This is a genomic window from Limnohabitans sp. TEGF003, assembly GCF_055395455.1.
This window is the reverse complement of sequence record NZ_AP029225.1, coordinates 341,544-359,799: the sequence shown is the minus strand read 5'-3', so window position 1 is coordinate 359,799 and position 18,256 is coordinate 341,544. Positions and strand designations below refer to the sequence as shown.

Below are 18,256 nucleotides of genomic sequence, written 5' to 3'. Positions count from 1 at the left end.
CCATTCACACGCATGACCGCCATCCACTACACCGTTGAAGCCGCCGACCTGCATGCCCATCTGTTTCGGGTGACCTTGACGGTGCCTGAACCTGCGGCGCAGCAAACCGTGTCGCTGCCGGTCTGGATTCCGGGCAGCTATCTGGTCCGCGAGTTTTCCAAAAACCTGCAAAACCTGAGCGCCAAACAGGGCCGCCGCAGCGTGCCCATCACCCAGCAAGACAAGTGCAGCTGGGCCATGGCTTGCAAGAGCGGGCAGCCCCTGGTGCTGAGCTACGAGGTCTATGCCTTTGACCACTCGGTGCGCACTGCCTGGCTGGACAGCCAGCGCGGTTTTTTCAATGGCACCTGCTTGTGCCTGCGGGTGCATGGGCAAGAACATGCGCCGCACCAGCTGCAGTTACAAAGCGTCAAAACCCAGCCCGACTGGCAGGCCGCCACGGGCTTGGCGCCTGTCAAAACCGACAAAAAAGGCTTTGGCCTTTACCAGGCCGCCCACTACGACGAGCTGGTGGACTGCCCTGTAGAGCTGGGCACGTTCTGGAGCGGCAGCTTCACAGCCTGTGGCATCCCCCACCGCTTTGTGGTGGCCGGTGCCCTGCCCTCCTTTGACGGTGACCGCCTGCTGGCCGACACGCAAAAAATCTGCGAAGCGGCCATCCGGTTCTGGCATGGAGCGGGCAAGGCCGCAGGCCATAAAGCGCCACACAAGAACTACCTGTTCATGCTCAATGCCGTGCACGACGGTTATGGCGGGCTGGAGCACCGTAACAGCACCGCGCTGATCTGCAACCGCAGCGACCTCCCGCGCCAGACCCCACCCCGCACCCACGAGGGCTACACCACGCTGCTGGGCCTGATCAGCCACGAGTACTTCCACACCTGGAACGTGAAACAGCTGCGCCCCGATGCCTTGGCCCGCTACGACTACAGCCAGGAAAACTACACCCAGTTGCTGTGGTTTTTCGAGGGCTTCACCAGCTATTACGACGACATCCTGCTGCGCCGCGCAGGCCTCATCGACGACACCACCTACCTCAAGCTGCTGGGCAAAACCATCGCCCAGGTGCAACAAACCCCGGGCCGCCACGTGCAGACGGTGGCGCAGGCCAGCTTTGACGCCTGGGTCAAGTACTACCGCCAGGACGAGAACACGCCCAACGCCACCGTGAGCTACTACACCAAGGGCGCGCTCGTGGCCCTGTGCTTGGACCTGGCGCTGCGCAAAGAAGGCCAGACGCTGGATGCCGTGATGCGCGGCCTCTGGAAGCGCTGCAAGGCCGGGCCCATGCGCGAACAAGACCTGCTGGACGAGCTGCAGGCCTACACGGGCCGCAGCTGGCAGGCAGAAATTCAGGCCTGGGTGCACAGCACCACCGACTTGCCCCTGCGCGAGCTGCTGACCGCACAAGGCGTCGTCCTGGATGCCGAAACGTCGACCATGGCCCAACGCCTCGGTCTGCGTGTGAGCGAAGCCGGTGGCAGCGTGCAGATCAAGGGCGTGCTGCGCGGGAGTGCCGCCGAAACGGCGGGGCTGGCCGCTGGCGACGAATGGCTGGGGCTGGAGGTGGGGGCCAAAGGACAAGGCGGCAGCTGGCGCCTGCACAAACTCGACGACCTGCCCGCCCTGCTGGGGCGCGAACAGAAACTGATGGCGCTGGTCTCACGCGACAAACGCCTGCTGCGCCTGCTCCTGAAAGTGCCAGCACAGGCCAGCGGCTGGAAACTGTCGGCGCCAACCGACCGCACCCTAGGCTGGCCCTCGGTCTGATCACTTCTTTCGCAAATCCACCACGCGTTTGGCCTTGCCCTGGCTGCGCTCGACGCCGCCTTCGGCCTTGAGCTCGATCGCCACACTGGAGCCGATGAACACCTTGATCTCGTGCTGCAGCATCTTGGCGGCAGCGCGGGCTTCAATGCTGTCGGGTGACACGCCGGGTTTGGTCTCGATGACGACCTTCAAATCGTCCATCGGGCCTTCACGGGTCAACACGCACTGGTAATGCGGGGCCAGTTCGGGACGCTTCAAGATCAGCTCTTCGATCTGACTCGGGAACACGTTCACGCCCCGGATGATCATCATGTCGTCGCTGCGGCCGGTGATTTTTTCCATGCGACGCATGCTCGGGCGGGCCGTACCCGGCAACAGACGCGTGAGGTCACGCGTGCGGTAGCGGATGATGGGCAGCGCTTCCTTGGTCAGGCTGGTGAAGACCAGTTCGCCCATCTCGCCATCGGCCACAGGCTCACCTGTGTCGGGGTTGATGATCTCGGGGTAGAAATGGTCTTCCCAGATGGTCGGGCCGTCCTTGGTCTCGATGCACTCGCTGGCCACACCCGGACCCATCACTTCAGACAGGCCATAAATGTCTACCGCGTCGATGGCCATGCGCTTTTCGATCGCGGCACGCATGTCGTTGGTCCAGGGCTCGGCGCCAAAGATGCCGATGCGCAGCGAGCTGGTCTTGGGGTCGATGCCTTGGCGCTCGAATTCGTCGGCAATCGCCAGCATGTAGCTGGGCGTGACCATGATGATGCTGGACTTGAAATCCTGAATCAGCTGCACCTGGCGCTCGGTCTGGCCGCCGCCAAAGGGCACGACCGTGAGGCCGAGTTTTTCGGCACCGTAATGCGCGCCCATGCCACCGGTGAACAGGCCATAGCCGTAGCTCACGTGCACCATGTCGCCAGGCTTGGCGCCACCCGCACGGATGCTGCGGGCCACCACGTTAGACCAGGTGTCGATGTCTTTGAGGGTGTAACCCACCACCGTGGGCTTGCCGGTGGTGCCGCTGGAAGCGTGGATGCGGGCGCAGTTTTCGCGGGGCACGGCGAACATGCCAAACGGGTAGCTGTCGCGCAGGTCGGTCTTGGTGGTGAAGGGGAACTTGGCGATGTCGGCCAGCGTTTTGCAGTCGTCCGGATGCACACCTGCGGCATCGAACTTGGCGCGGTACACGGGCGAGTTGGCATAGGCGTGCTGCAGGGTCTGCTGCAGGCGCTTGAGCTGCAGGCTGCGCAGCTCGTCGATGCTGGCCTTTTCAATCGGCTCCAGGGGGAAAGCTTTTTCAGTCATGTGTGACTCCGGATTCAAAAACAAGGGATGGTCTGCATGTTCGAGGCGCTGGCAAGCATGGATTCCCGCCTGCGCGGGAATGACAAACCAACACGCGGGCGTGACAAGGACTCACTCTGGCACCACAGTGCCCGGAATTTGGGCGCTTTTGCCACGGAACATGGCGATCACTTCGCCATGCTGGTTGGTGACTTTCATGTCGTAGATGCCGTGACGGCCGCTCAGCGTTTGCTCCACGCCCTCGCAAGTCAGCACGTCGCCCAGCTTGCCGGGCTTCAGAAATTCAATGCTGCAACCCGCGGCGACCGCGTTCTTGTTGTAGCTGTTGCAGGCGAAGGCAAAGGTCGAATCGGCCAAGGTGAAGATGAAACCGCCATGGCAGATCTGGTGGCCGTTCAGGTGCAGTGGTTTCACCACCATGCGCATCACGGCGCGGCCGGGCTCGCAGGCCAGCAGCTCCATGCCCATGGTGTCTTTGGACGCCACATCCACCGCGAACATGGTCTCACCGACCAAACGGGCCAAGGCATTGGGGTCGTTCATCATTCGCCTTTGAATTGCGGTGCGCGTTTTTGCAAAAAGGCGTTCACGCCTTCCATGTAGTCGTGCGTCTTGCCCAAGGCCGATTGCGTGTCGCGCTCGACGTTCAGGTGGGCGTCCAGCGAGCGGGTACCCGCATCGCGCAGCAAATGGCGGGTGGCCACCAAAGCCTTGGTCGGCATCACGGCCAGCTTGTCGGCCAGCGCCAGTGCGGCAGCCACGCAGTCTTCGGCCACGTCCCAGATCAGGCCCCACTCCTTGGCCTTGTCGGCCGTCAGCTTGTCGCCGGTCATGGCCAGCGCCATGGCACGGGGCAGGCCCAGGCGCTCGACCAAGAGCCAGCTGCCACCGGCGTCCGGGATCAGGCCGATCTTGCTGAAAGCCTGCACAAAACTGGCCGAGGGTGCCGCAATCGCGATGTCGCAGGCCATGGCCACCGAAGCCCCTGCACCGGCAGCCACGCCGTTGACGGCACAGATCACCGGCATGCGCAACGACTGCAGGCGGCGCGTGGTGGGGTTGAAGGCATCGTTGATCACTGGACCGGGATCGGCGCGCTCCAGCAAGCCGGGACCTGGCGTGAAATCGAGCTCTGACAAATCCAGCCCGGCGCAAAAGCCACGGCCTGCACCGGTCAGCACCAGGGCACGCACGGCCGGATTGGCCTCGGCCTGGTCCAGGGCAGCCCACAGGGCCTGGTGCATTTCGCGGGTGAAACTGTTGAGGGCTTGCGGGCGGTTGAGGGTGACCAGCGCCACGGCGCCTCGCACTTCGTACAACACCGATGGGGTGGATTCGGTCATGTGATGTCTCCTGAACCCCTGAATGTACCATTAACCGACCGTGCGGTTGGTTAATGTTTTCCCGGATACCAGTGCCAGAGTTGACAGCCAGCGCTCAGCCCCCTTGGGTATAGTGAACCGGTCAATCCACATTTTTTGGAGAAGTTCTTGAGCTACGAAAACATCGAAGTCCGCACCGAAGGCGGCAAAGTCGGCATCATCACCCTCAACCGCCCCAAGGCGCTGAACGCCCTGAACGGCCCGCTCATGGACGAGCTGGGCGCGGCCCTGAAAGCTTTTGACGCCGATGAAGCCATTGGCTGCATGGTCATCACCGGCAGCGAAAAAGCCTTTGCCGCAGGCGCCGACATCTCTGCGATGGCCAAATACAACTTCCACGAGGTTTACAAAAACGACTTCATCACGCGCAACTGGGAAACCATCCGCAGCATCCGCAAACCCGTGATCGCGGCCGTGGCCGGTTTTGCACTCGGTGGCGGGTGCGAACTGGCCATGATGTGCGACTTCATCATCGCCGCCGACAACGCCAAGTTTGGTCAGCCCGAAATCAAGATCGGCATCATTCCTGGTGCAGGCGGAACGCAGCGCCTGCCCCGCGCCATGGGCAAATCCAAGGCCATGGACCTGGTGCTCACAGGCCGCATGATGGACGCCGCCGAGGCCGAGCGCGGTGGCCTGGTCAGCCGCGTGGTGCCGCTGGACAAATTGATGGACGAAACACTGGGCGCAGCCTTGATGATATGCGGCTACGGCCAGCTGGCCACCATGGCCGCCAAGGAAAGTGTCAACCGCGCCTTTGAAAGCGGTCTGAGCGACGGCGTGATGTTTGAGCGCCGCCTGTTCCATGGCCTGTTTGCCACCGCCGACCAAAAAGAAGGCATGGACGCCTTTTTGAACAAACGGGCACCCCACTTTGTGAACGGCTGAAACCCTCTGGCTTTCAACAACTTGGCCCGCCATGCCTGCATGGCGGGCTTTTTCATGGCCACGACACCAGCGGCCTCAGGCTCTTGCCAACTTGCACTTCACTTTCAGGTTTTCGTGCCGATGTATCCCTCAAGCATTCCTGAAAGTTCCCCATGCGAATCAGCCCTATCTCTATCGGTCAGACCCTGCGCCCCATGGCCCCTGTCATCAACCCGATCGACCGCGTGGAAAAACGCGCAGCGCCTGAAGCCGTGACTGGACGCAGCCGGGTGTCTTCGTCAGACAAAGGCGGGAAAGCCGGCAAAAACAGCCGTGTGGGCCGCCAACGCAAAACAATGAGTTGGGATGGTCTGGGAGAAGCGGTGGACGTTTTCGCTTGAACGCCCAAACCAAAAAGCCCACAGTCGCAAGACTGTGGGCTTTGAATTTGGTGGAGATAGGTGGACTTGAACCACCGACATCAGCATTATGAATGCTGCGCTCTAACCAACTGAGCTATATCTCCGGGTAACGGGTTGCTTTGAAACAAACTGCTTGAAAGCAGATGACTGACGCCATCAAGCCAAAAATTATACACAAAAATTCATCCCGCCCGCACAAGTCGGCGTAACAATCGACACATGATCATCCCCAAAAACTTCAACGCCCCAGCCATCACCCAAGCCGCGCAAACAGTTTGGTCGCACTGGCAGTCGGGTCAGGTTCTGAAAGCCCTGCCCGAAGAATGCAGGCCCTTGACCATGGCGCAAGGCTATGCAGTGCAGGCACAACTGCCCGCCGTATCCGGCCGCACCGTCGTGGGATGGAAGATCGCGGCCACCAGTGCCAACGGACAAAGCCATATCCATGTGAGCGGTCCGCTGGCCGGGCGCTTGCTCTCGGGCCAAGTGTTTGACAACGGTGCCACGGTGCCCTCCGCGGGCAACCGGATGCGGGTGGCGGAACCTGAATTTGCATTTTCAATGGCGCAAGACTTGCCACCGCAAAACACCCCCTACGGCATGAAGCAAGTCATGGCCGCCGTGGCCTCGCTGCACCCGGCCATTGAAATACCCGACTCCCGATTGGCCCCGTTCACCGAAGCGGGCGAAGCCCAATTGTTGGCCGACAACGCCTGCGCACGGCATTTTGTATTGGGCCCGGCAGCCCCCGATGCTTGGCGCGAACTCGATTTGAGCCATCACACCGTGCAAGCGCGCGTTGACCATGGCGAACGCCTTCGTTACACCCGTGAAGGCACCGGGGCCAATGTGCTGGGCGATCCTCGGATCGCCTTGACCTGGCTGGTCAACCAACTGTCGGCTTTGGGCCTCACCTTGCAAAAGGGCCAGGTGGTCACCACCGGAACCTGCATGGTGCCCCTGGCCTTGGAGCCGGGCGACAGGGTGAGCGCTGATTACGGCCTGCTCGGCCATGTGCAGATGACATTCGCCTCGGAAGCACCAACTGAAGTGCCAACATGAACCTGACAGGCGGATGGCACTGGCATTGGCGCGCATGGCGATCACAAAAGCGCTGGGCATCCACGTCAGCACAAATCGAAGCGTGGCTCTTGGCGCAAACCATGCCGCGCAAACAGTTGGTGCTGATCGGTGCCAGTGCAGGCTGGATGTTGCCGACGTCCTGGTTGGCGCAATTTGACGCGATATACGCTTGGGACATTGATCCTTTGGCCGCACCTTTGTTCCGCTGGCGGCATGAACGAGAACTGAAGCGCCAAGGCACGGCCTTGCACCTGCACACCGGCGATGGCTTGGCTCAGCTGCATGATGCCGTTCATGCCATGCCCGAAGCATTCTTCTGGTTTGACAACGTGCTGGGGCAATTGCGCTTCACCCACGAAACGCTGGATGCCGTGGATCGCCGCTTACGCAAACTGCGGCACACCCTGAAACCCGTGGCTTGGGGCAGCGTGCACGACCGCATGTCCGGGCCAGCTGTGCAGGGCATCGCTTTGCCCGTGGCACACCAGAGTACGGCCGGCTTGGCCATGGAGACGCCAGAAGGACAAGCTTGGTTGCAGCAAATCGGTGCCATCAGTCCTTGGCTGGACCACCTGACCGAGCAAGTATTACCGCAAGGCACACCGGTGCAGTACACCGCATGGCCATTCAAGCCAGGCTATGCACATTGGCTTGAAATGGGCTGGTGCCCGGCAACTCCACCCTGAAGGTCAAGAGACCAGTACTGCCCCACCAGATCGGCACCAAAAGAGTGGTGGCGCTCTTCAGACACCAACACAAAGCCCGCCTCCTGGTATATGCGGCACGCCGCATGCAGGATGTCGTTGGTCCACAAGGTGAGCTTGGAGTACCCCTTGGCTTTGGCAAACGCGATGCACTCATGGGTCAAGCGCCGCCCCAGCCCTGCGCCGCGTGCCACCGGCTCCACGTAGAGCAAACGCAGCTTGGCTTCCTGCTCGGACACCTTGACCAAAAACACCGAACCCACCACGCGGCCTTCGCATTCGGCGATCCAGGCGTTCTCCCATGCGGAGTCAAAGTTCTTGACGAACTGCGCCCCAATCTCGGCCACCAAGGCCTCGAACGTGCCATCCCAGCCGTATTCCTGCGCATACAAAATGCCCTGCCGATGCGCCAGCCAGCCGATGTCACCGACTTGCAAGTTGCGCAAGACAATGGGGGCATTCATATTGGTTTCGTGGCAAAGATGCTGTAGGCGCTGCATCACGCGTAGTGCACCCGCAAGTCGCGCTTGAGCAGTTTGCCGCTCGGATTTTTGGGCAAGGCGTCGGTAAAAACCACGCGCTTGGGACACTTGAAACCGGCCATGTGCTGGGCACAGTGCGCGATCACTGCGGCTTCGTCCAGCGCCTGCCCAGCCTTGACCACGATCACCGCCGTCACCGCTTCCACCCACTTGGGATCGGGCAGACCAATCACCGCGACTTCGCTCACTTGCGGCAGGCGGTAAATCATCTCCTCCACCTCGCGGCTGGCCACGTTTTCGCCACCGGACTTGATCATGTCCTTCTTGCGATCCACCACCGTGATGTAACCCTCCTCGTCGATGACGCCCAGATCGCCGCTGTGGAACCAGTCGCCCTCGAACGAAGCTTGGGTGCGCTCGTCGTCGTGAAAATAGCCGAGCATCAAATGCGGTGAGCGGTGCACGATCTCGCCCACTTCGCCCACGGCCACGTCCTGCATGTCGTCGTTGACTACACGCGTTTCGACGTTGCGCACGGCTTTGCCACACGAACCCGGTTTGCGCAGCTGGTCGTCTGGGCCGAGCATGGTCGCCAGGGGCGCGATTTCGGTCTGGCCGTACAGGTTCCACAGCCGGACATTGGGCAGGCGCGAGGCCAGCTCTTTCAGCACCTCGACCGGCATGATCGACGCGCCGTAGTAGCCCTTGGCCAATTTAACGAGCTTGCCCGCATCCATCAGCGGCGAGCGCAGCAGCGCGATCCACACCGTGGGCGGCGCAAAGAAGCTGGTGATGCCAAACTTTTCGAGCATCGGCAGCAGGTTGTCGGGCGTGGGTTTGGACGTGATGACGTTGGTGCTGCCCATGTAAATGGCCGGGCCAAAGAACACATCGAGTTGCGCGCAGTGGTACAGCGGCAGCGCATGCAGGGCCACGTCGGCCTCGGCGATTTCGGCGTCGATCACGCAGCTGACGTATTGCCACATCACCGCGTCGTGCGTGAGCTGCGCACCTTTGGGCGAAGACTCGGTGCCGCTGGTGTAGACGATCTGCGCCACGTCGTAGCTGCCCAGGCGCAAATCGGGCAAGGGGTCGGTGCAAGCGGCCAGCACATCAAAGCTGTGCATGCCCGCCACGGGCTGGCTCGGGTCTTCGGACGGCAGCCAGATGAACTGCTCCACCTGTGTGTCGAGCTTGGAAGCGGCCTGCGCGAGCTCGGCCAGGCCACTGTCGGTCGCCAGCGTCTTGGCACCTGCGTGACGCAAGATGTAAGCCACCTCTTCGGCCTTGAGCATGAAGTTGATCGGCACCATGACCGCGCCACGACGGGCCAACGCAAAGCGCAGCGCCGCAAAACCGTGCGAATTGCGCGCCAGCACCGCCACCTTGTCGCCCTCGGCCACGCCGATGCGGGCCAGGCCTGCGGCCAAGCGCGTGACCAGCGCGTCGAACTCGGCATAGGTCCAGGTGGTGGTGCCGCACACGATGCCGGTTTTGGCGGGCAAGCGGATCGCGGTGCGGCGCAAGGCATCGGCAATGGTCTGACGGCGAACGGCGGGGTGGATGGCGGTTTGGACTGCGTGCGACATGTTCAGGGCTCCTGCATCGATATGATCGGAAGATTGAACATCAGACTTGCGAGAATTCCATTGGCACTTCCACCACCCTCCCCCCGAAAACTGTCACATACGCGCACCGTGGTGTACCAAGGCTTTGACCGTGAAGATGGCCTGTGGGACATCGAAGCCCAACTGACCGACGTCAAGACCTTCGGCTTCCAGGTGCCCAACGAACGGCTTTTCCCCGGCGATGAGCCGATCCACAACCTGAAAATCCGCGTCACCCTCGACAACAAAATGGCGATCCAGGACATCGCCACCTCCATGGACGACATCCCGCACGCCGAATGCACCGGCGCGCCACACAACATGCACAAGCTCATCGGCTGCGCCATGGGCCCGGGCTGGCGCAAGGTCATCAACCAACATGTGGGCGGCACCGAAGGCTGCACCCACCTGCGCGAAATGCTGTTCAACATGGCCACGGCCGCCTATCAGACCTTGCCTTCAGGCCAATGGCAGCGCCGCGAACTGGCAGGCCAGCCCCACCCCGAAATGACCCAAGCGCCCTATTTCCTGGGCCAATGCCACAGCTGGGCCTATGACAGCCCGACGGTGCAAAGGGCGTATCCGATGTTTTTCAAGCCGAAGGGGGTTGAGGGTTATTGATTAAAAAGGATGACATCACTTGCTCGGTGTACCCGTAGATGTGCTGATGCCGAGCGCCCGGCCAAAGATGCTCCGATAAGGCGTGGTCGCAGAGGCCCATCCTTTATGAGCCGCGATCCGCTGCAACTACACGACCACCTGGATCACATTCTTTAGGTATTGAAATTCCAATAGCACGCTGAACTGGTTTTAATTTACAAAACTGTTATTTCCCTTCGCGCCTATTTGACGAAAAACACAAAGCGTTTCGATAAGATTTTCGACTTCAAACTCATTGGCATTGATGGCAATCAAACTGGTTCGTTGTGTGTCTGCCATGCCTTCTGAGATTAAAACGATAGCCTGATCTTTTTCCGACCTATAACAATCGAACAACGAGCGAATTGCATATAAAAAATGTTCTCTTTTCCCAGGGGGAAAATTTTCCAGTTCAGCTTTCAACGAGGCCCAAAATAATTCTTCAGCTGTAGCATCTTTTTTGGCATCAATCATCATCTCGATACTTTGAAATTTCTCGGGTCAGCATCCATGGGGCTCGCTCATCACCAAGCACCCAGACATACCCTTCTTTGACAGTGACATTGCCCCACGCACTGGTATGGTCACAAGAAAAATTCCACAACGCCGCTCCTGGCGGGCGTTGATGCAAAAACGCTTGCCACACACCGTGCAAGTGCCCGAATGGCAGGTTGGGTACAGCCCCCATAGGGTCAAGAATGTGAGCAACGGCTTCGACCTCAGGCACGCTGGTCTGTCTCAAAAGATCCTTGGATCTGACGCGGAACACAGCATCTTCCCTGCGCTTTTTCTCCAGCTTTTCATCGCGCCTGGCTTTGATGGCATAGACTAAAACAGCAGGCCAAGCTAGCACAACCAACATGATGGCCAAAGCGGGAGCAATCACCTTTTCCAGCAACAAGTCTTTGGTACTCAATGGTCCGCGCATACTTTCCAGTAACTGACTGGTCTTGTTTTCTTGGCTCTCACGAAAGTTGGTGCCGTACATCACAGCCAAAAACACCACTCCCGCGGCCAAATAAATCCACAGCCAAATCATTCTTTACCCCCAGCCTTGCGTGCTGGCCAGGTTGTCATAGCGCCTATGCTGTAACCCTCTGGAGCATCGTCTTCAGCTTTCCCATTGACCCGAACTTCTTTGGCTACAACCACGCCGTTTTGTAAGGTCAGCAACACATCACGCTCGTAGGTGCTTGCGTAACCCATGTGAACATATTCAAGGCGTTTTCCCTGCGGTATTCGCAGACGCCCCGAAAACCAATGTGCAAACACCCTATCGGTGAACCCCGGAAAAACACTCTCCATGCTGGCCTCATCTCCAGACTTCAAGGTGCCTCTCAACCCGACCAGGTACAGCCGGTCGTTCAGAATTTCCCACGTCCCTATGTACCCACGCCAAAGCGCGGTAGAAGTGGACTCAAACCCGGGATCACTGCCACCCAATGCAAAGTAGTCATTCAAAGGGTTGGACAACAAGGCTACCTGCTGCCCCTCAAAAATCAAACGCTCAGAGAATTGTGCTGTCATATTTGCTTTCGTATCAATAGCTGGCGTCAATCAACTTGCGGGCTTCCATCACGGGCGATGTCATGGCCTGCATATAGTCCCGAGCTTTTTGCTGACTGATGTTTTCGCGGATTCGATCAAGTTCGTCATCCACAGTTTCTCCAAAAACAAGTTTGGAAAAAACCACCATCAACTCAAAGAAAAGAACCAGAGCAAAGAACAGGATCCACGCCACAAATGCTGCGGTGTTGTTCTGCGTGTATTCATGTAAGGCCTCAACCCTGGCCAGCAAACCAGCCTTGTCAACGACCTGGGGGGCAGTTCGATACTGCTCGATAGCCACTTCTTTTTTCTCGTTCAAAAACCCTAGCTGCGTCTGCGCGGCCAGGTAATCTGCGCGTGATTGCCGAGCTTGACGTGCGAGTTCTCTGTAAACAGGGCCCACGCTTCTCAGCATGCTGCCGCATGTGCCGTTAGCCTCGCAATTGGCCGCATCCTGAGCCTTAGCCCAGTCTGCCTTTTTTTGTTCAAGTAATTGCCTCTGAACATTGATCAGACTGTCGTGCTCTGCTCGCAGACGATCCTCTCCGGTCTTCAAAAGTTGCTGCGTCACCTCTCTGTCAAAAATAACGAGGTCTACGGTAGAAGCACCCAGTACAGCAATCACAAATCCGATCAATACACGCGCCAAGTTAACAAACCAAACTTTGGGCGTCGCCAAGACCAGCCGCTCTACCAAATAGATGAGCCCAGCACAGAAGCAGGCTATAGCGCCGGATTTGAAATCATCCAGTTTAAAAATCTGCGATGCGATGACAAAACCGGTCACGGCCCACATCACCACAGGAATGTGGATGGCGATGGCAAAAGCCTTGGTTCGACGTAAAGTTGATGGATGGAAACGTGCTGCACGCGCCGGTTGTTCACCCACGACATGGCAAAGGTAGTTGGAAATGGTCATGTTGGTCTCTCGTTAACAGTTGTTCAGTTGCCAAGCAGTTCAAAGTCAATGGCTTCGCGCAGACCTTTGCCAAAACCGATCTGGTAACGGTTCAGCGCTTCCAGTACCCAACCCTTGCCAATTTCAGCTTGAGCGATCTGGTCACGCAGGACAGCCATATCTCGCTCAAGGCGGCTTCGGGCCAGATCCAGTTGTGCCGTGGTGGTTGCGCACACGCCCTCTGTCTGCAGCTGCATGTTCCGAAGTCGGTCAATCTTGGCTTGCCGCTGCTCGATCAAGGCGGTCACGGTGTTCTGAAAACGGGACACCATGCCCTGTTTGCCTTGTGCCAGCGCCTCTTGCGTGCGGTAAGTGGAACCGTTGTGACGCCCCAGTCCGAAAAAATTCTCAGCAAAGAAGGCTTTCAATTCAGGGGTATCCATCAGCCCCGCAGGTTGGGACGCATTGGAAACTGGTTCCGATGAAGCCGTCTTTGTTTCTGCAGGCTCCAGACCCACAGGCTGATCCAGTGGGCTGCGCGGCGGCAACTGAATCACATTACTCAAGGCATCAGCTACTTGGGCTGGAGCCAAAGCAGGCGTTGTCACCGGATCATCTGCTATGGCAGCGGGTGATGTGTTCCAAAAAAGCATTTTTCGCAAGTTCATGAAGCGTCCTGTGGGTTGAAAAGGTGTCTACACCCTATAGACGCACCGGCCTGGAAAAGGTCAGGATTACCATCGTCCTGACCTTTTGAAATCAGGTTCGTCTATGGCTCAGGTTGCACTTTTGCCGCTGTACGGAGCCCCCCATGAAGATTTACCGTCGGCTGCTTGCTGCAGCAATGACCTTGGTCATGACCATGCTGCTGGCATGCGTCACATCAGCAGCCCAAGTACCACCTAAAGAATTGCACGGCCGGATCGTAAGAGTGACGGATGGCGACACCGTCACCCTAGAGGGTACAGACAACACCCGCATCAAAATACGGCTGGCAGGGATAGACGCGCCCGAATCCCGCATGCCATACGGCCATACGGCACAGGCCTACCTCGCTGGCCTGGTGTTGAACAACGAAGTGGTCGCCGTAACGCAAAAGCAGGATCGCTATGGACGCACAGTTGCAACGCTATTGCTCGGCACTCAAGACATCAACCTGACCATGGTGCAAGTTGGGATGGCTTGGCACTACAAACGCTATGCGCACGAACAGCCCCGAAATCAGGCTGCGAACTATGCCCAGTCTGAACTGGTTGCCCGAACAGAAGGCCTTGGGCTGTGGCAACAGGAAAAACCCATACCACCTTGGCTTTGGAGAAAATATCGAATGTTTCCGGATAAGCACGAGAAAAACCATTCTTGGAATTGCACTTCTCAGCGAGGATGAATTTCAAAGGCTTGAACTTAGAAATTATTGATGCATTCTCATTTCAGTAAGGACAGGAGCCAGCTACATGGACCAGAAGTATCTTGAAAAACTCAGCCCAGACGTACGTGATTTCGTTTTATCCACTGAATGCACAACAAAGATCAAAATTGCCGTGATTGAGGACCCAAAACGAAACGAGCGTGGTCATGACCGCAAAGGAACGCTATGCTGCGACGTGACTCCAAACAGCATCACTATTTGCGCACCAACAACAGGCTATTTCCCCGATGGTGGAGTTGTTCACGAGGTGCTACATGCACGAAGACTGTTAATCAATAAGGTACCGCGATTGGCTGAACCAGAAAACCACCCTTGGGACTCGGTTACACGTGCAGCCATGACGAACTTGGACAATGCGCTAGAGCACCTTTTCATCATTCCGGAAGAACTCAATAAAAGACCCGAACGTCGGGAATACTGGCATGAACAGCTAAGACATCTATTGCTACAAGATCTCCAGCTCTGTCAGGATAAGGCGGCCCAAAGGCAAGCTGCTGCCATATATTGGATGTTGCTCAAACTGGTACTGGCGGAGCCAAGAACTTGTGCCGAGGTAAAACTGCATTTGGAAAATTTGGGGCTCCTAAATTTCGCAAATAATTACTTGAATGATGCCGTCATAGCAAGAGAATCAAAAGAACAGTTAACCAAAAAAACATTTGATTTTTTCAATATTCCCAGATATTTCGCAAATTTCGAATACTATGAATTCAGAACACGAACATCAATATCAATTGATGATCTTTGATCTCTATTTATTAAATAAAATAAAATATTATGATAAAAGTAAAAATAGCATTAAATAAAAATTATTTATTTTATGATTAATTCAAAAACCTTAAAGCACAGAACCTACGCATGGCTGGCGTTGATGATGCTTGCGCCTGTTTTGGTCCTTCTCTTTTACACACAAAGTATCTATGCTGCTGAAAATGAAGATCCAAAGATTTTGCGTGACGCTCTTAACAGGCATCCAAAATTCGAGAAAGCATTTCTTGCTGGACAATATTCATGGAAAAGTGGCAACTTAAATGAGTCCAAAAAAGCATGGAAAATTTTGTTTGAAAAAGCCCGTAGCCAATTTGGCAATGATCACATCATCACTGAAACCGCTGCCTTTTACTTGGGAGATACATACCGCCAGAACTCTGATTTAGAACAAGCACTTCCCTTACTGGAAAGAGCATCCAAGGGTTTCGTGCGACTTATTGGCTCACATCCAGATACAGCGCAAAGTTTGAATAATTTAGCAGAGGTTCACCGTGATCTAAATCAGCACGAAAAAGCCTTACCTTTGCAGCAGCATGCACTTGAGATTTTGGAAAAAATCCAAGACTCCGAGCGCTCTAACGCAATAGAACTTTACACAGCATTAAGTTTGATCAATCTCGCAGATACGCATGATAAAATCGATCAGCCTGAAAAAGCACTGCAGTTATATATACGTTCCTTGGTAATTCTCGAGAAGCAACTCGGCTCCGACCATCCAAGCACTGCAATGAACATGGGTAGACTGGCATCCATCTATAACAGTTTTGCAAAATATTCAGAGGCACTTTTTTTACAAGAAAAAGTTCTGACTATCTATGAGAAAAACTTTGGCCTTGAGCACCCAAGGATAGCAAACAGTCTGAGCCAACTCGCTTCAACATACGCCAACCTCTCTCAATATACCAAGGCACTGCAATTACAACAGCGTGCCGCAGATATTTATGAGAAAAATTTCGGGCCAGAGCATCCCTATACAATTACAGTTTTAGGGCATCTCGCTGGCACCTATAGCAGTCTTGCTCAATACGAGCACGCTCTAACACTACAACATCGCATACTGGCTACTGATGAAAAAAAATATGGTCGGGAGCATCCAAATACCGCTATTAGCTTAGGCAATCTAGCAGAAACATACTCTGCGCTAGGACAATATGACAAAGCAATAGCATTACAGCTCCGCGCTCACACTATTAACGAAAAAAATTTTGGCCAGCAACATCCCAGCACTGCCAGAAGTTTGAGTAATTTGGCTGCCACATACTCCAAGCTTGGTCAATTTGAAAAAGCATTGCCATTGGAGGAGCGTGCCTTGGCTGTCAACGAGAAATTGCTTGGAGAGATGCATCCTCAGACGGCGACTAGCTTACGAAACTTGGCTGGCACACTACTTGAACTTGATCGCAGTGACTTAGCGTTGACACTAGCGGAACGTGCTTTGGCTATTGATCAAAAATTGCTTGGACCAGAAAATCCGGACACATCGATAAGTCTTAGCTCGCTAGCTACGATCTATACATCATTAGGAGATTACGAAAAGGCACTTGAGCTCCATAAGCGTGTGTTAAATATTCGTAAGACGACATTGGGCACTGAGCATCCAAGCACAGCAACCGCACTTAACAATCTGGCTCAAACTTATATTCAATTATCTCAATATGAAAGTGCAATTGAATATCAAAATAATGCGCTCGAAATTTATGTAAAAGTTTATGGTCAGAACCATGAGATAACTGGAAAAACGTTGAGCAACCTAGCTTACATTCACTTAAAAAATTCAGAACCAGAGATTGGCGTCACATTTTTTAAAATTGCTGTAAATATTTTTCAAAACCAGCGCAAGCTCGTTTCAAAGATCGGGGCAACAGAGTTGGACAGCTACAGTCAATTGGTCTCCTCCGTATACAAGGAACTTGCATCTGTATTGACGGACCTAGGACGTCTGGCAGAAGCCCAATTGATTCTGGACATGCTCAAAGAGAGCGAACAGTTTGATTTCGTTGGTCGCAGCAGTAGTGCAGATCCACGCAACAGCCGAATTGGGTACAACACGACCGAACAGGCTTGGGTCAACCGATACCGGCAGATTGCAGACCAGCTTGCCGCACTCGGTGCGGAAGAACAGGCCCTGCAAAAACAATCCAAGCTTGGGCTGACGAGTGAGCAAAAACAACGGCAACAGAATCTGAAAAATGATTTGGTCGTGGCACGCAAGGCGTTTGAGTCCTTCTTGAGCGAGTTGCATGATTCATTTGCCAAACAAGGGCCTGCCCGCGCGGTAGAGGTGCTTGAGACCAGTCAGCAAGCATTGCGTGAGACACAAGCACTGCTCAAGGGTTTGGGCAACGACACCGTGCTGCTGCAATACTACGTGACCGAGGAGAAGGTTGGGATGCTGCTCACAACCTCTGGCGTCCAACTGGCGCGAACCACTCCGATCAAGGCCAAAGAGTTGAACCGCCAAATAAATGAATTTCGCCGCATGTTGCGCGACCCTAAGGTCAACACTCTGCCTGCTGCGCAAGCGCTCTACCAACTGCTGCTGGCTCCCGTAGAAAAAGATTTCGAGCAAGCGGGCGCGAAAAACATCATGCTGTCTTTGGATGGCCCCTTGCGCTACTTACCGTTTGCGGCTCTCCATGACGGCAAGCAACATCTGTTGCAACGCTGGAATATGCCCATGTACACCAGTGTGACTAAAAACAAGCTGCGCGACGCTGTCACACCCCAATGGCAAGCTGCTGGCTTAGGTTTGACCCGAGCAGTGGGCTCGTTTTCTGCACTGCCAGCGGTCAAGTCTGAAATGAGCAGCATTGTCAAAACAGGTGCTACAGGTGTGCTGCCGGGTGAAGTCTATCTGGATGAAGCCTTTAATGCAGCACGCTTCAAGGAAGTGAGTCAACGCAAATTCCAGCTACTGCATGTGGCCAGTCATTTTCAGTTCAGCCCTGGCACTGAAATCAATTCATTTCTACTGCTAGGTGATGGGCAGCAACTCACCTTGGGGGAAATCCGGACCCAGAACTATAGATTCGACAATGTAGACCTACTGACCTTGTCCGCATGTGACACGGGACTGGGTGGAGGGCGCGATGCACAAGGCCGTGAGATTGAGGGCTTTGGGGTCATTGCTCAACAACAAGGCGCAAAGGCAGTGTTGGCCACCCTTTGGCCAGTAGCCGATCAAAGTACGGCTACGCTGATGGCAGACATGTACAAACAGCGTCAGGATAAAAGCCTGACCAAAATTGAGGCTCTTCGGCAAGCGCAGATTTCACTGCTTTCTCAACCCAAATACGCTCACCCGTTTTATTGGGCGCCGTTCATCTTGATGGGCAACTGGAAATGAGGT

19 protein-coding genes and 1 tRNA gene are annotated in these 18,256 nt (G+C 55.8%); 9 read left to right on the top strand and 11 right to left on the bottom strand.

Translation table 11 applies throughout. The features are described from left to right. Nucleotides 1-12: 12 nt before the first annotated feature. Entirely contained in the window at nucleotides 13-1,770 is a 1,758-nt protein-coding gene (locus ACZ5RT_RS01820) for a M61 family metallopeptidase (protein WP_464453327.1), read from the top strand. Here ACZ5RT_RS01820 and paaK read toward each other — a convergent pair whose 3' ends face one another. The 3 genes from paaK to ACZ5RT_RS01805 all read right to left on the bottom strand — a co-directional run bounded on the left by paaK (nucleotide 1,771) and on the right by ACZ5RT_RS01805 (nucleotide 4,418). Continuing rightward, nucleotides 1,771-3,075 carry a phenylacetate--CoA ligase PaaK gene (paaK, locus tag ACZ5RT_RS01815; protein WP_291927180.1) on the bottom strand — a complete coding sequence of 435 codons (1,305 nt, stop codon included), beginning with the start codon at nucleotides 3,073-3,075 and terminating at the stop codon, nucleotides 1,771-1,773. 111 nt (nucleotides 3,076-3,186) lie between these two features. Then, nucleotides 3,187-3,618 (bottom strand): hydroxyphenylacetyl-CoA thioesterase PaaI, encoded by a 432-nt coding sequence (gene paaI, locus ACZ5RT_RS01810; protein WP_291927176.1) that lies wholly within the window; start codon nucleotides 3,616-3,618, stop codon nucleotides 3,187-3,189. Beyond that, nucleotides 3,618-4,418: an enoyl-CoA hydratase-related protein gene (locus ACZ5RT_RS01805; RefSeq protein ID WP_464453326.1), complete on the bottom strand. Its 801-nt coding sequence runs from the start codon at nucleotides 4,416-4,418 to the stop codon at nucleotides 3,618-3,620. Before ACZ5RT_RS01805 ends, paaI begins: the two co-directional genes overlap by 1 nt. 147 nt (nucleotides 4,419-4,565) lie before the next feature. Between ACZ5RT_RS01805 and ACZ5RT_RS01800 the strand changes: the two genes are divergently transcribed. Together ACZ5RT_RS01800 and ACZ5RT_RS01795 are read left to right on the top strand one after the other, a co-directional pair. Further along, complete coding sequence (locus tag ACZ5RT_RS01800) at nucleotides 4,566-5,345, top strand: enoyl-CoA hydratase (protein WP_108427078.1); 780 nt, start codon at nucleotides 4,566-4,568, stop codon at nucleotides 5,343-5,345. A gap of 152 nt (nucleotides 5,346-5,497) precedes the next feature. Then, nucleotides 5,498-5,725 carry a hypothetical protein gene (locus ACZ5RT_RS01795; protein WP_464453325.1) on the top strand — a complete coding sequence of 76 codons (228 nt, stop codon included), beginning with the start codon at nucleotides 5,498-5,500 and terminating at the stop codon, nucleotides 5,723-5,725. Between the two features lie 48 nt (nucleotides 5,726-5,773). Here the strand turns inward: ACZ5RT_RS01795 and ACZ5RT_RS01790 are convergent. Continuing rightward, nucleotides 5,774-5,850 (bottom strand) — tRNA-Met (locus ACZ5RT_RS01790). 115 nt (nucleotides 5,851-5,965) lie between these two features. Here ACZ5RT_RS01790 and ACZ5RT_RS01785 point away from each other — a divergent pair. Together ACZ5RT_RS01785 and ACZ5RT_RS01780 are read left to right on the top strand one after the other, a co-directional pair. Next, a complete protein-coding gene (locus tag ACZ5RT_RS01785) occupies nucleotides 5,966-6,808 on the top strand; it encodes a 2-keto-4-pentenoate hydratase (protein WP_464453324.1) in 843 nt (280 codons plus the stop codon). Continuing rightward, a complete protein-coding gene (locus ACZ5RT_RS01780; RefSeq protein ID WP_291927163.1) occupies nucleotides 6,805-7,515 on the top strand; it encodes a hypothetical protein in 711 nt (236 codons plus the stop codon). Before ACZ5RT_RS01785 ends, ACZ5RT_RS01780 begins: the two co-directional genes overlap by 4 nt. Here ACZ5RT_RS01780 and ACZ5RT_RS01775 read toward each other — a convergent pair. Together ACZ5RT_RS01775 and ACZ5RT_RS01770 are read right to left on the bottom strand one after the other, a co-directional pair. Next, a complete protein-coding gene (locus ACZ5RT_RS01775) occupies nucleotides 7,467-7,997 on the bottom strand; it encodes a GNAT family N-acetyltransferase (RefSeq protein ID WP_422170579.1) in 531 nt (176 codons plus the stop codon). The genes ACZ5RT_RS01780 and ACZ5RT_RS01775 overlap by 49 nt on opposite strands. 35 nt (nucleotides 7,998-8,032) lie before the next feature. Then, nucleotides 8,033-9,604, bottom strand: coding sequence for an acyl-CoA synthetase (locus tag ACZ5RT_RS01770; RefSeq protein ID WP_464453323.1), 1,572 nt, complete (start codon nucleotides 9,602-9,604; stop codon nucleotides 8,033-8,035). Nucleotides 9,605-9,712: 108 nt separating this feature from the next. Here ACZ5RT_RS01770 and ACZ5RT_RS01765 point away from each other — a divergent pair, with 108 nt between their 5' ends. Further along, nucleotides 9,713-10,243, top strand: a complete 531-nt coding sequence (locus ACZ5RT_RS01765; protein ID WP_464453322.1) for a DUF2889 domain-containing protein — start codon at nucleotides 9,713-9,715, stop codon at nucleotides 10,241-10,243. Nucleotides 10,244-10,432: 189 nt separating this feature from the next. Here ACZ5RT_RS01765 and ACZ5RT_RS01760 read toward each other — a convergent pair whose 3' ends face one another. The 5 genes from ACZ5RT_RS01760 to ACZ5RT_RS01740 are packed head-to-tail and all read right to left on the bottom strand — an operon-like array spanning nucleotide 10,433 to nucleotide 13,150. Then, a complete protein-coding gene (locus tag ACZ5RT_RS01760; protein WP_464453321.1) occupies nucleotides 10,433-10,738 on the bottom strand; it encodes a hypothetical protein in 306 nt (101 codons plus the stop codon). Further along, entirely contained in the window at nucleotides 10,728-11,300 is a 573-nt protein-coding gene (locus ACZ5RT_RS01755; protein ID WP_464453320.1) for a hypothetical protein, read from the bottom strand. The genes ACZ5RT_RS01760 and ACZ5RT_RS01755 overlap by 11 nt, the downstream gene beginning before the upstream one ends. Continuing rightward, nucleotides 11,297-11,788 carry a hypothetical protein gene (locus tag ACZ5RT_RS01750; RefSeq protein WP_464453319.1) on the bottom strand — a complete coding sequence of 164 codons (492 nt, stop codon included), beginning with the start codon at nucleotides 11,786-11,788 and terminating at the stop codon, nucleotides 11,297-11,299. The genes ACZ5RT_RS01755 and ACZ5RT_RS01750 overlap by 4 nt, the downstream gene beginning before the upstream one ends. A gap of 13 nt (nucleotides 11,789-11,801) precedes the next feature. Beyond that, nucleotides 11,802-12,728 (bottom strand): DUF4407 domain-containing protein, encoded by a 927-nt coding sequence (locus ACZ5RT_RS01745; protein ID WP_464453318.1) that lies wholly within the window; start codon nucleotides 12,726-12,728, stop codon nucleotides 11,802-11,804. Nucleotides 12,729-12,751: 23 nt separating this feature from the next. Further along, on the bottom strand, nucleotides 12,752-13,150 hold the full coding sequence (locus ACZ5RT_RS01740) for a hypothetical protein (protein WP_464453317.1): 399 nt from the start codon (nucleotides 13,148-13,150) through the stop codon (nucleotides 12,752-12,754). A 368-nt stretch (nucleotides 13,151-13,518) separates the two neighbouring features. Between ACZ5RT_RS01740 and ACZ5RT_RS01735 the strand changes: the two genes are divergently transcribed. The 3 genes from ACZ5RT_RS01735 to ACZ5RT_RS01725 all read left to right on the top strand — a co-directional run bounded on the left by ACZ5RT_RS01735 (nucleotide 13,519) and on the right by ACZ5RT_RS01725 (nucleotide 18,253). After that, on the top strand, nucleotides 13,519-14,094 hold the full coding sequence (locus tag ACZ5RT_RS01735) for a thermonuclease family protein (RefSeq protein WP_464453316.1): 576 nt from the start codon (nucleotides 13,519-13,521) through the stop codon (nucleotides 14,092-14,094). A gap of 67 nt (nucleotides 14,095-14,161) precedes the next feature. Further along, nucleotides 14,162-14,884 carry a hypothetical protein gene (locus ACZ5RT_RS01730; protein WP_464453315.1) on the top strand — a complete coding sequence of 241 codons (723 nt, stop codon included), beginning with the start codon at nucleotides 14,162-14,164 and terminating at the stop codon, nucleotides 14,882-14,884. Between the two features lie 72 nt (nucleotides 14,885-14,956). Further along, entirely contained in the window at nucleotides 14,957-18,253 is a 3,297-nt protein-coding gene (locus ACZ5RT_RS01725) for a CHAT domain-containing protein (RefSeq protein ID WP_464453314.1), read from the top strand. Nucleotides 18,254-18,256 lie beyond the last annotated feature (3 nt).

Excerpts from the sequence above, each read along its gene's own strand:
- ACZ5RT_RS01785 (WP_464453324.1), top strand. The coding sequence starts at position 5,966 with ATGATCATCCCCAAAAACTTCAACGCCCCAGCCATCACCCAAGCCGCG.
- ACZ5RT_RS01750 (WP_464453319.1), bottom strand. The coding sequence starts at position 11,788 with ATGACAGCACAATTCTCTGAGCGTTTGATTTTTGAGGGGCAGCAGGTA.
- ACZ5RT_RS01725 (WP_464453314.1), top strand. The coding sequence starts at position 14,957 with ATGATTAATTCAAAAACCTTAAAGCACAGAACCTACGCATGGCTGGCG.
- paaK (WP_291927180.1), bottom strand. The coding sequence starts at position 3,075 with ATGACTGAAAAAGCTTTCCCCCTGGAGCCGATTGAAAAGGCCAGCATC.
- paaI (WP_291927176.1), bottom strand. The coding sequence starts at position 3,618 with ATGAACGACCCCAATGCCTTGGCCCGTTTGGTCGGTGAGACCATGTTC.
- ACZ5RT_RS01730 (WP_464453315.1), top strand. The coding sequence starts at position 14,162 with ATGGACCAGAAGTATCTTGAAAAACTCAGCCCAGACGTACGTGATTTC.
- ACZ5RT_RS01735 (WP_464453316.1), top strand. The coding sequence starts at position 13,519 with ATGAAGATTTACCGTCGGCTGCTTGCTGCAGCAATGACCTTGGTCATG.
- ACZ5RT_RS01760 (WP_464453321.1), bottom strand. The coding sequence starts at position 10,738 with ATGATGATTGATGCCAAAAAAGATGCTACAGCTGAAGAATTATTTTGG.
- ACZ5RT_RS01795 (WP_464453325.1), top strand. The coding sequence starts at position 5,498 with ATGCGAATCAGCCCTATCTCTATCGGTCAGACCCTGCGCCCCATGGCC.
- ACZ5RT_RS01770 (WP_464453323.1), bottom strand. The coding sequence starts at position 9,604 with ATGTCGCACGCAGTCCAAACCGCCATCCACCCCGCCGTTCGCCGTCAG.
- ACZ5RT_RS01805 (WP_464453326.1), bottom strand. The coding sequence starts at position 4,418 with ATGACCGAATCCACCCCATCGGTGTTGTACGAAGTGCGAGGCGCCGTG.
- ACZ5RT_RS01780 (WP_291927163.1), top strand. The coding sequence starts at position 6,805 with ATGAACCTGACAGGCGGATGGCACTGGCATTGGCGCGCATGGCGATCA.
- ACZ5RT_RS01755 (WP_464453320.1), bottom strand. The coding sequence starts at position 11,300 with ATGATTTGGCTGTGGATTTATTTGGCCGCGGGAGTGGTGTTTTTGGCT.
- ACZ5RT_RS01740 (WP_464453317.1), bottom strand. The coding sequence starts at position 13,150 with ATGGATACCCCTGAATTGAAAGCCTTCTTTGCTGAGAATTTTTTCGGA.
- ACZ5RT_RS01775 (WP_422170579.1), bottom strand. The coding sequence starts at position 7,997 with ATGAATGCCCCCATTGTCTTGCGCAACTTGCAAGTCGGTGACATCGGC.
- ACZ5RT_RS01745 (WP_464453318.1), bottom strand. The coding sequence starts at position 12,728 with ATGACCATTTCCAACTACCTTTGCCATGTCGTGGGTGAACAACCGGCG.
- ACZ5RT_RS01820 (WP_464453327.1), top strand. The coding sequence starts at position 13 with ATGACCGCCATCCACTACACCGTTGAAGCCGCCGACCTGCATGCCCAT.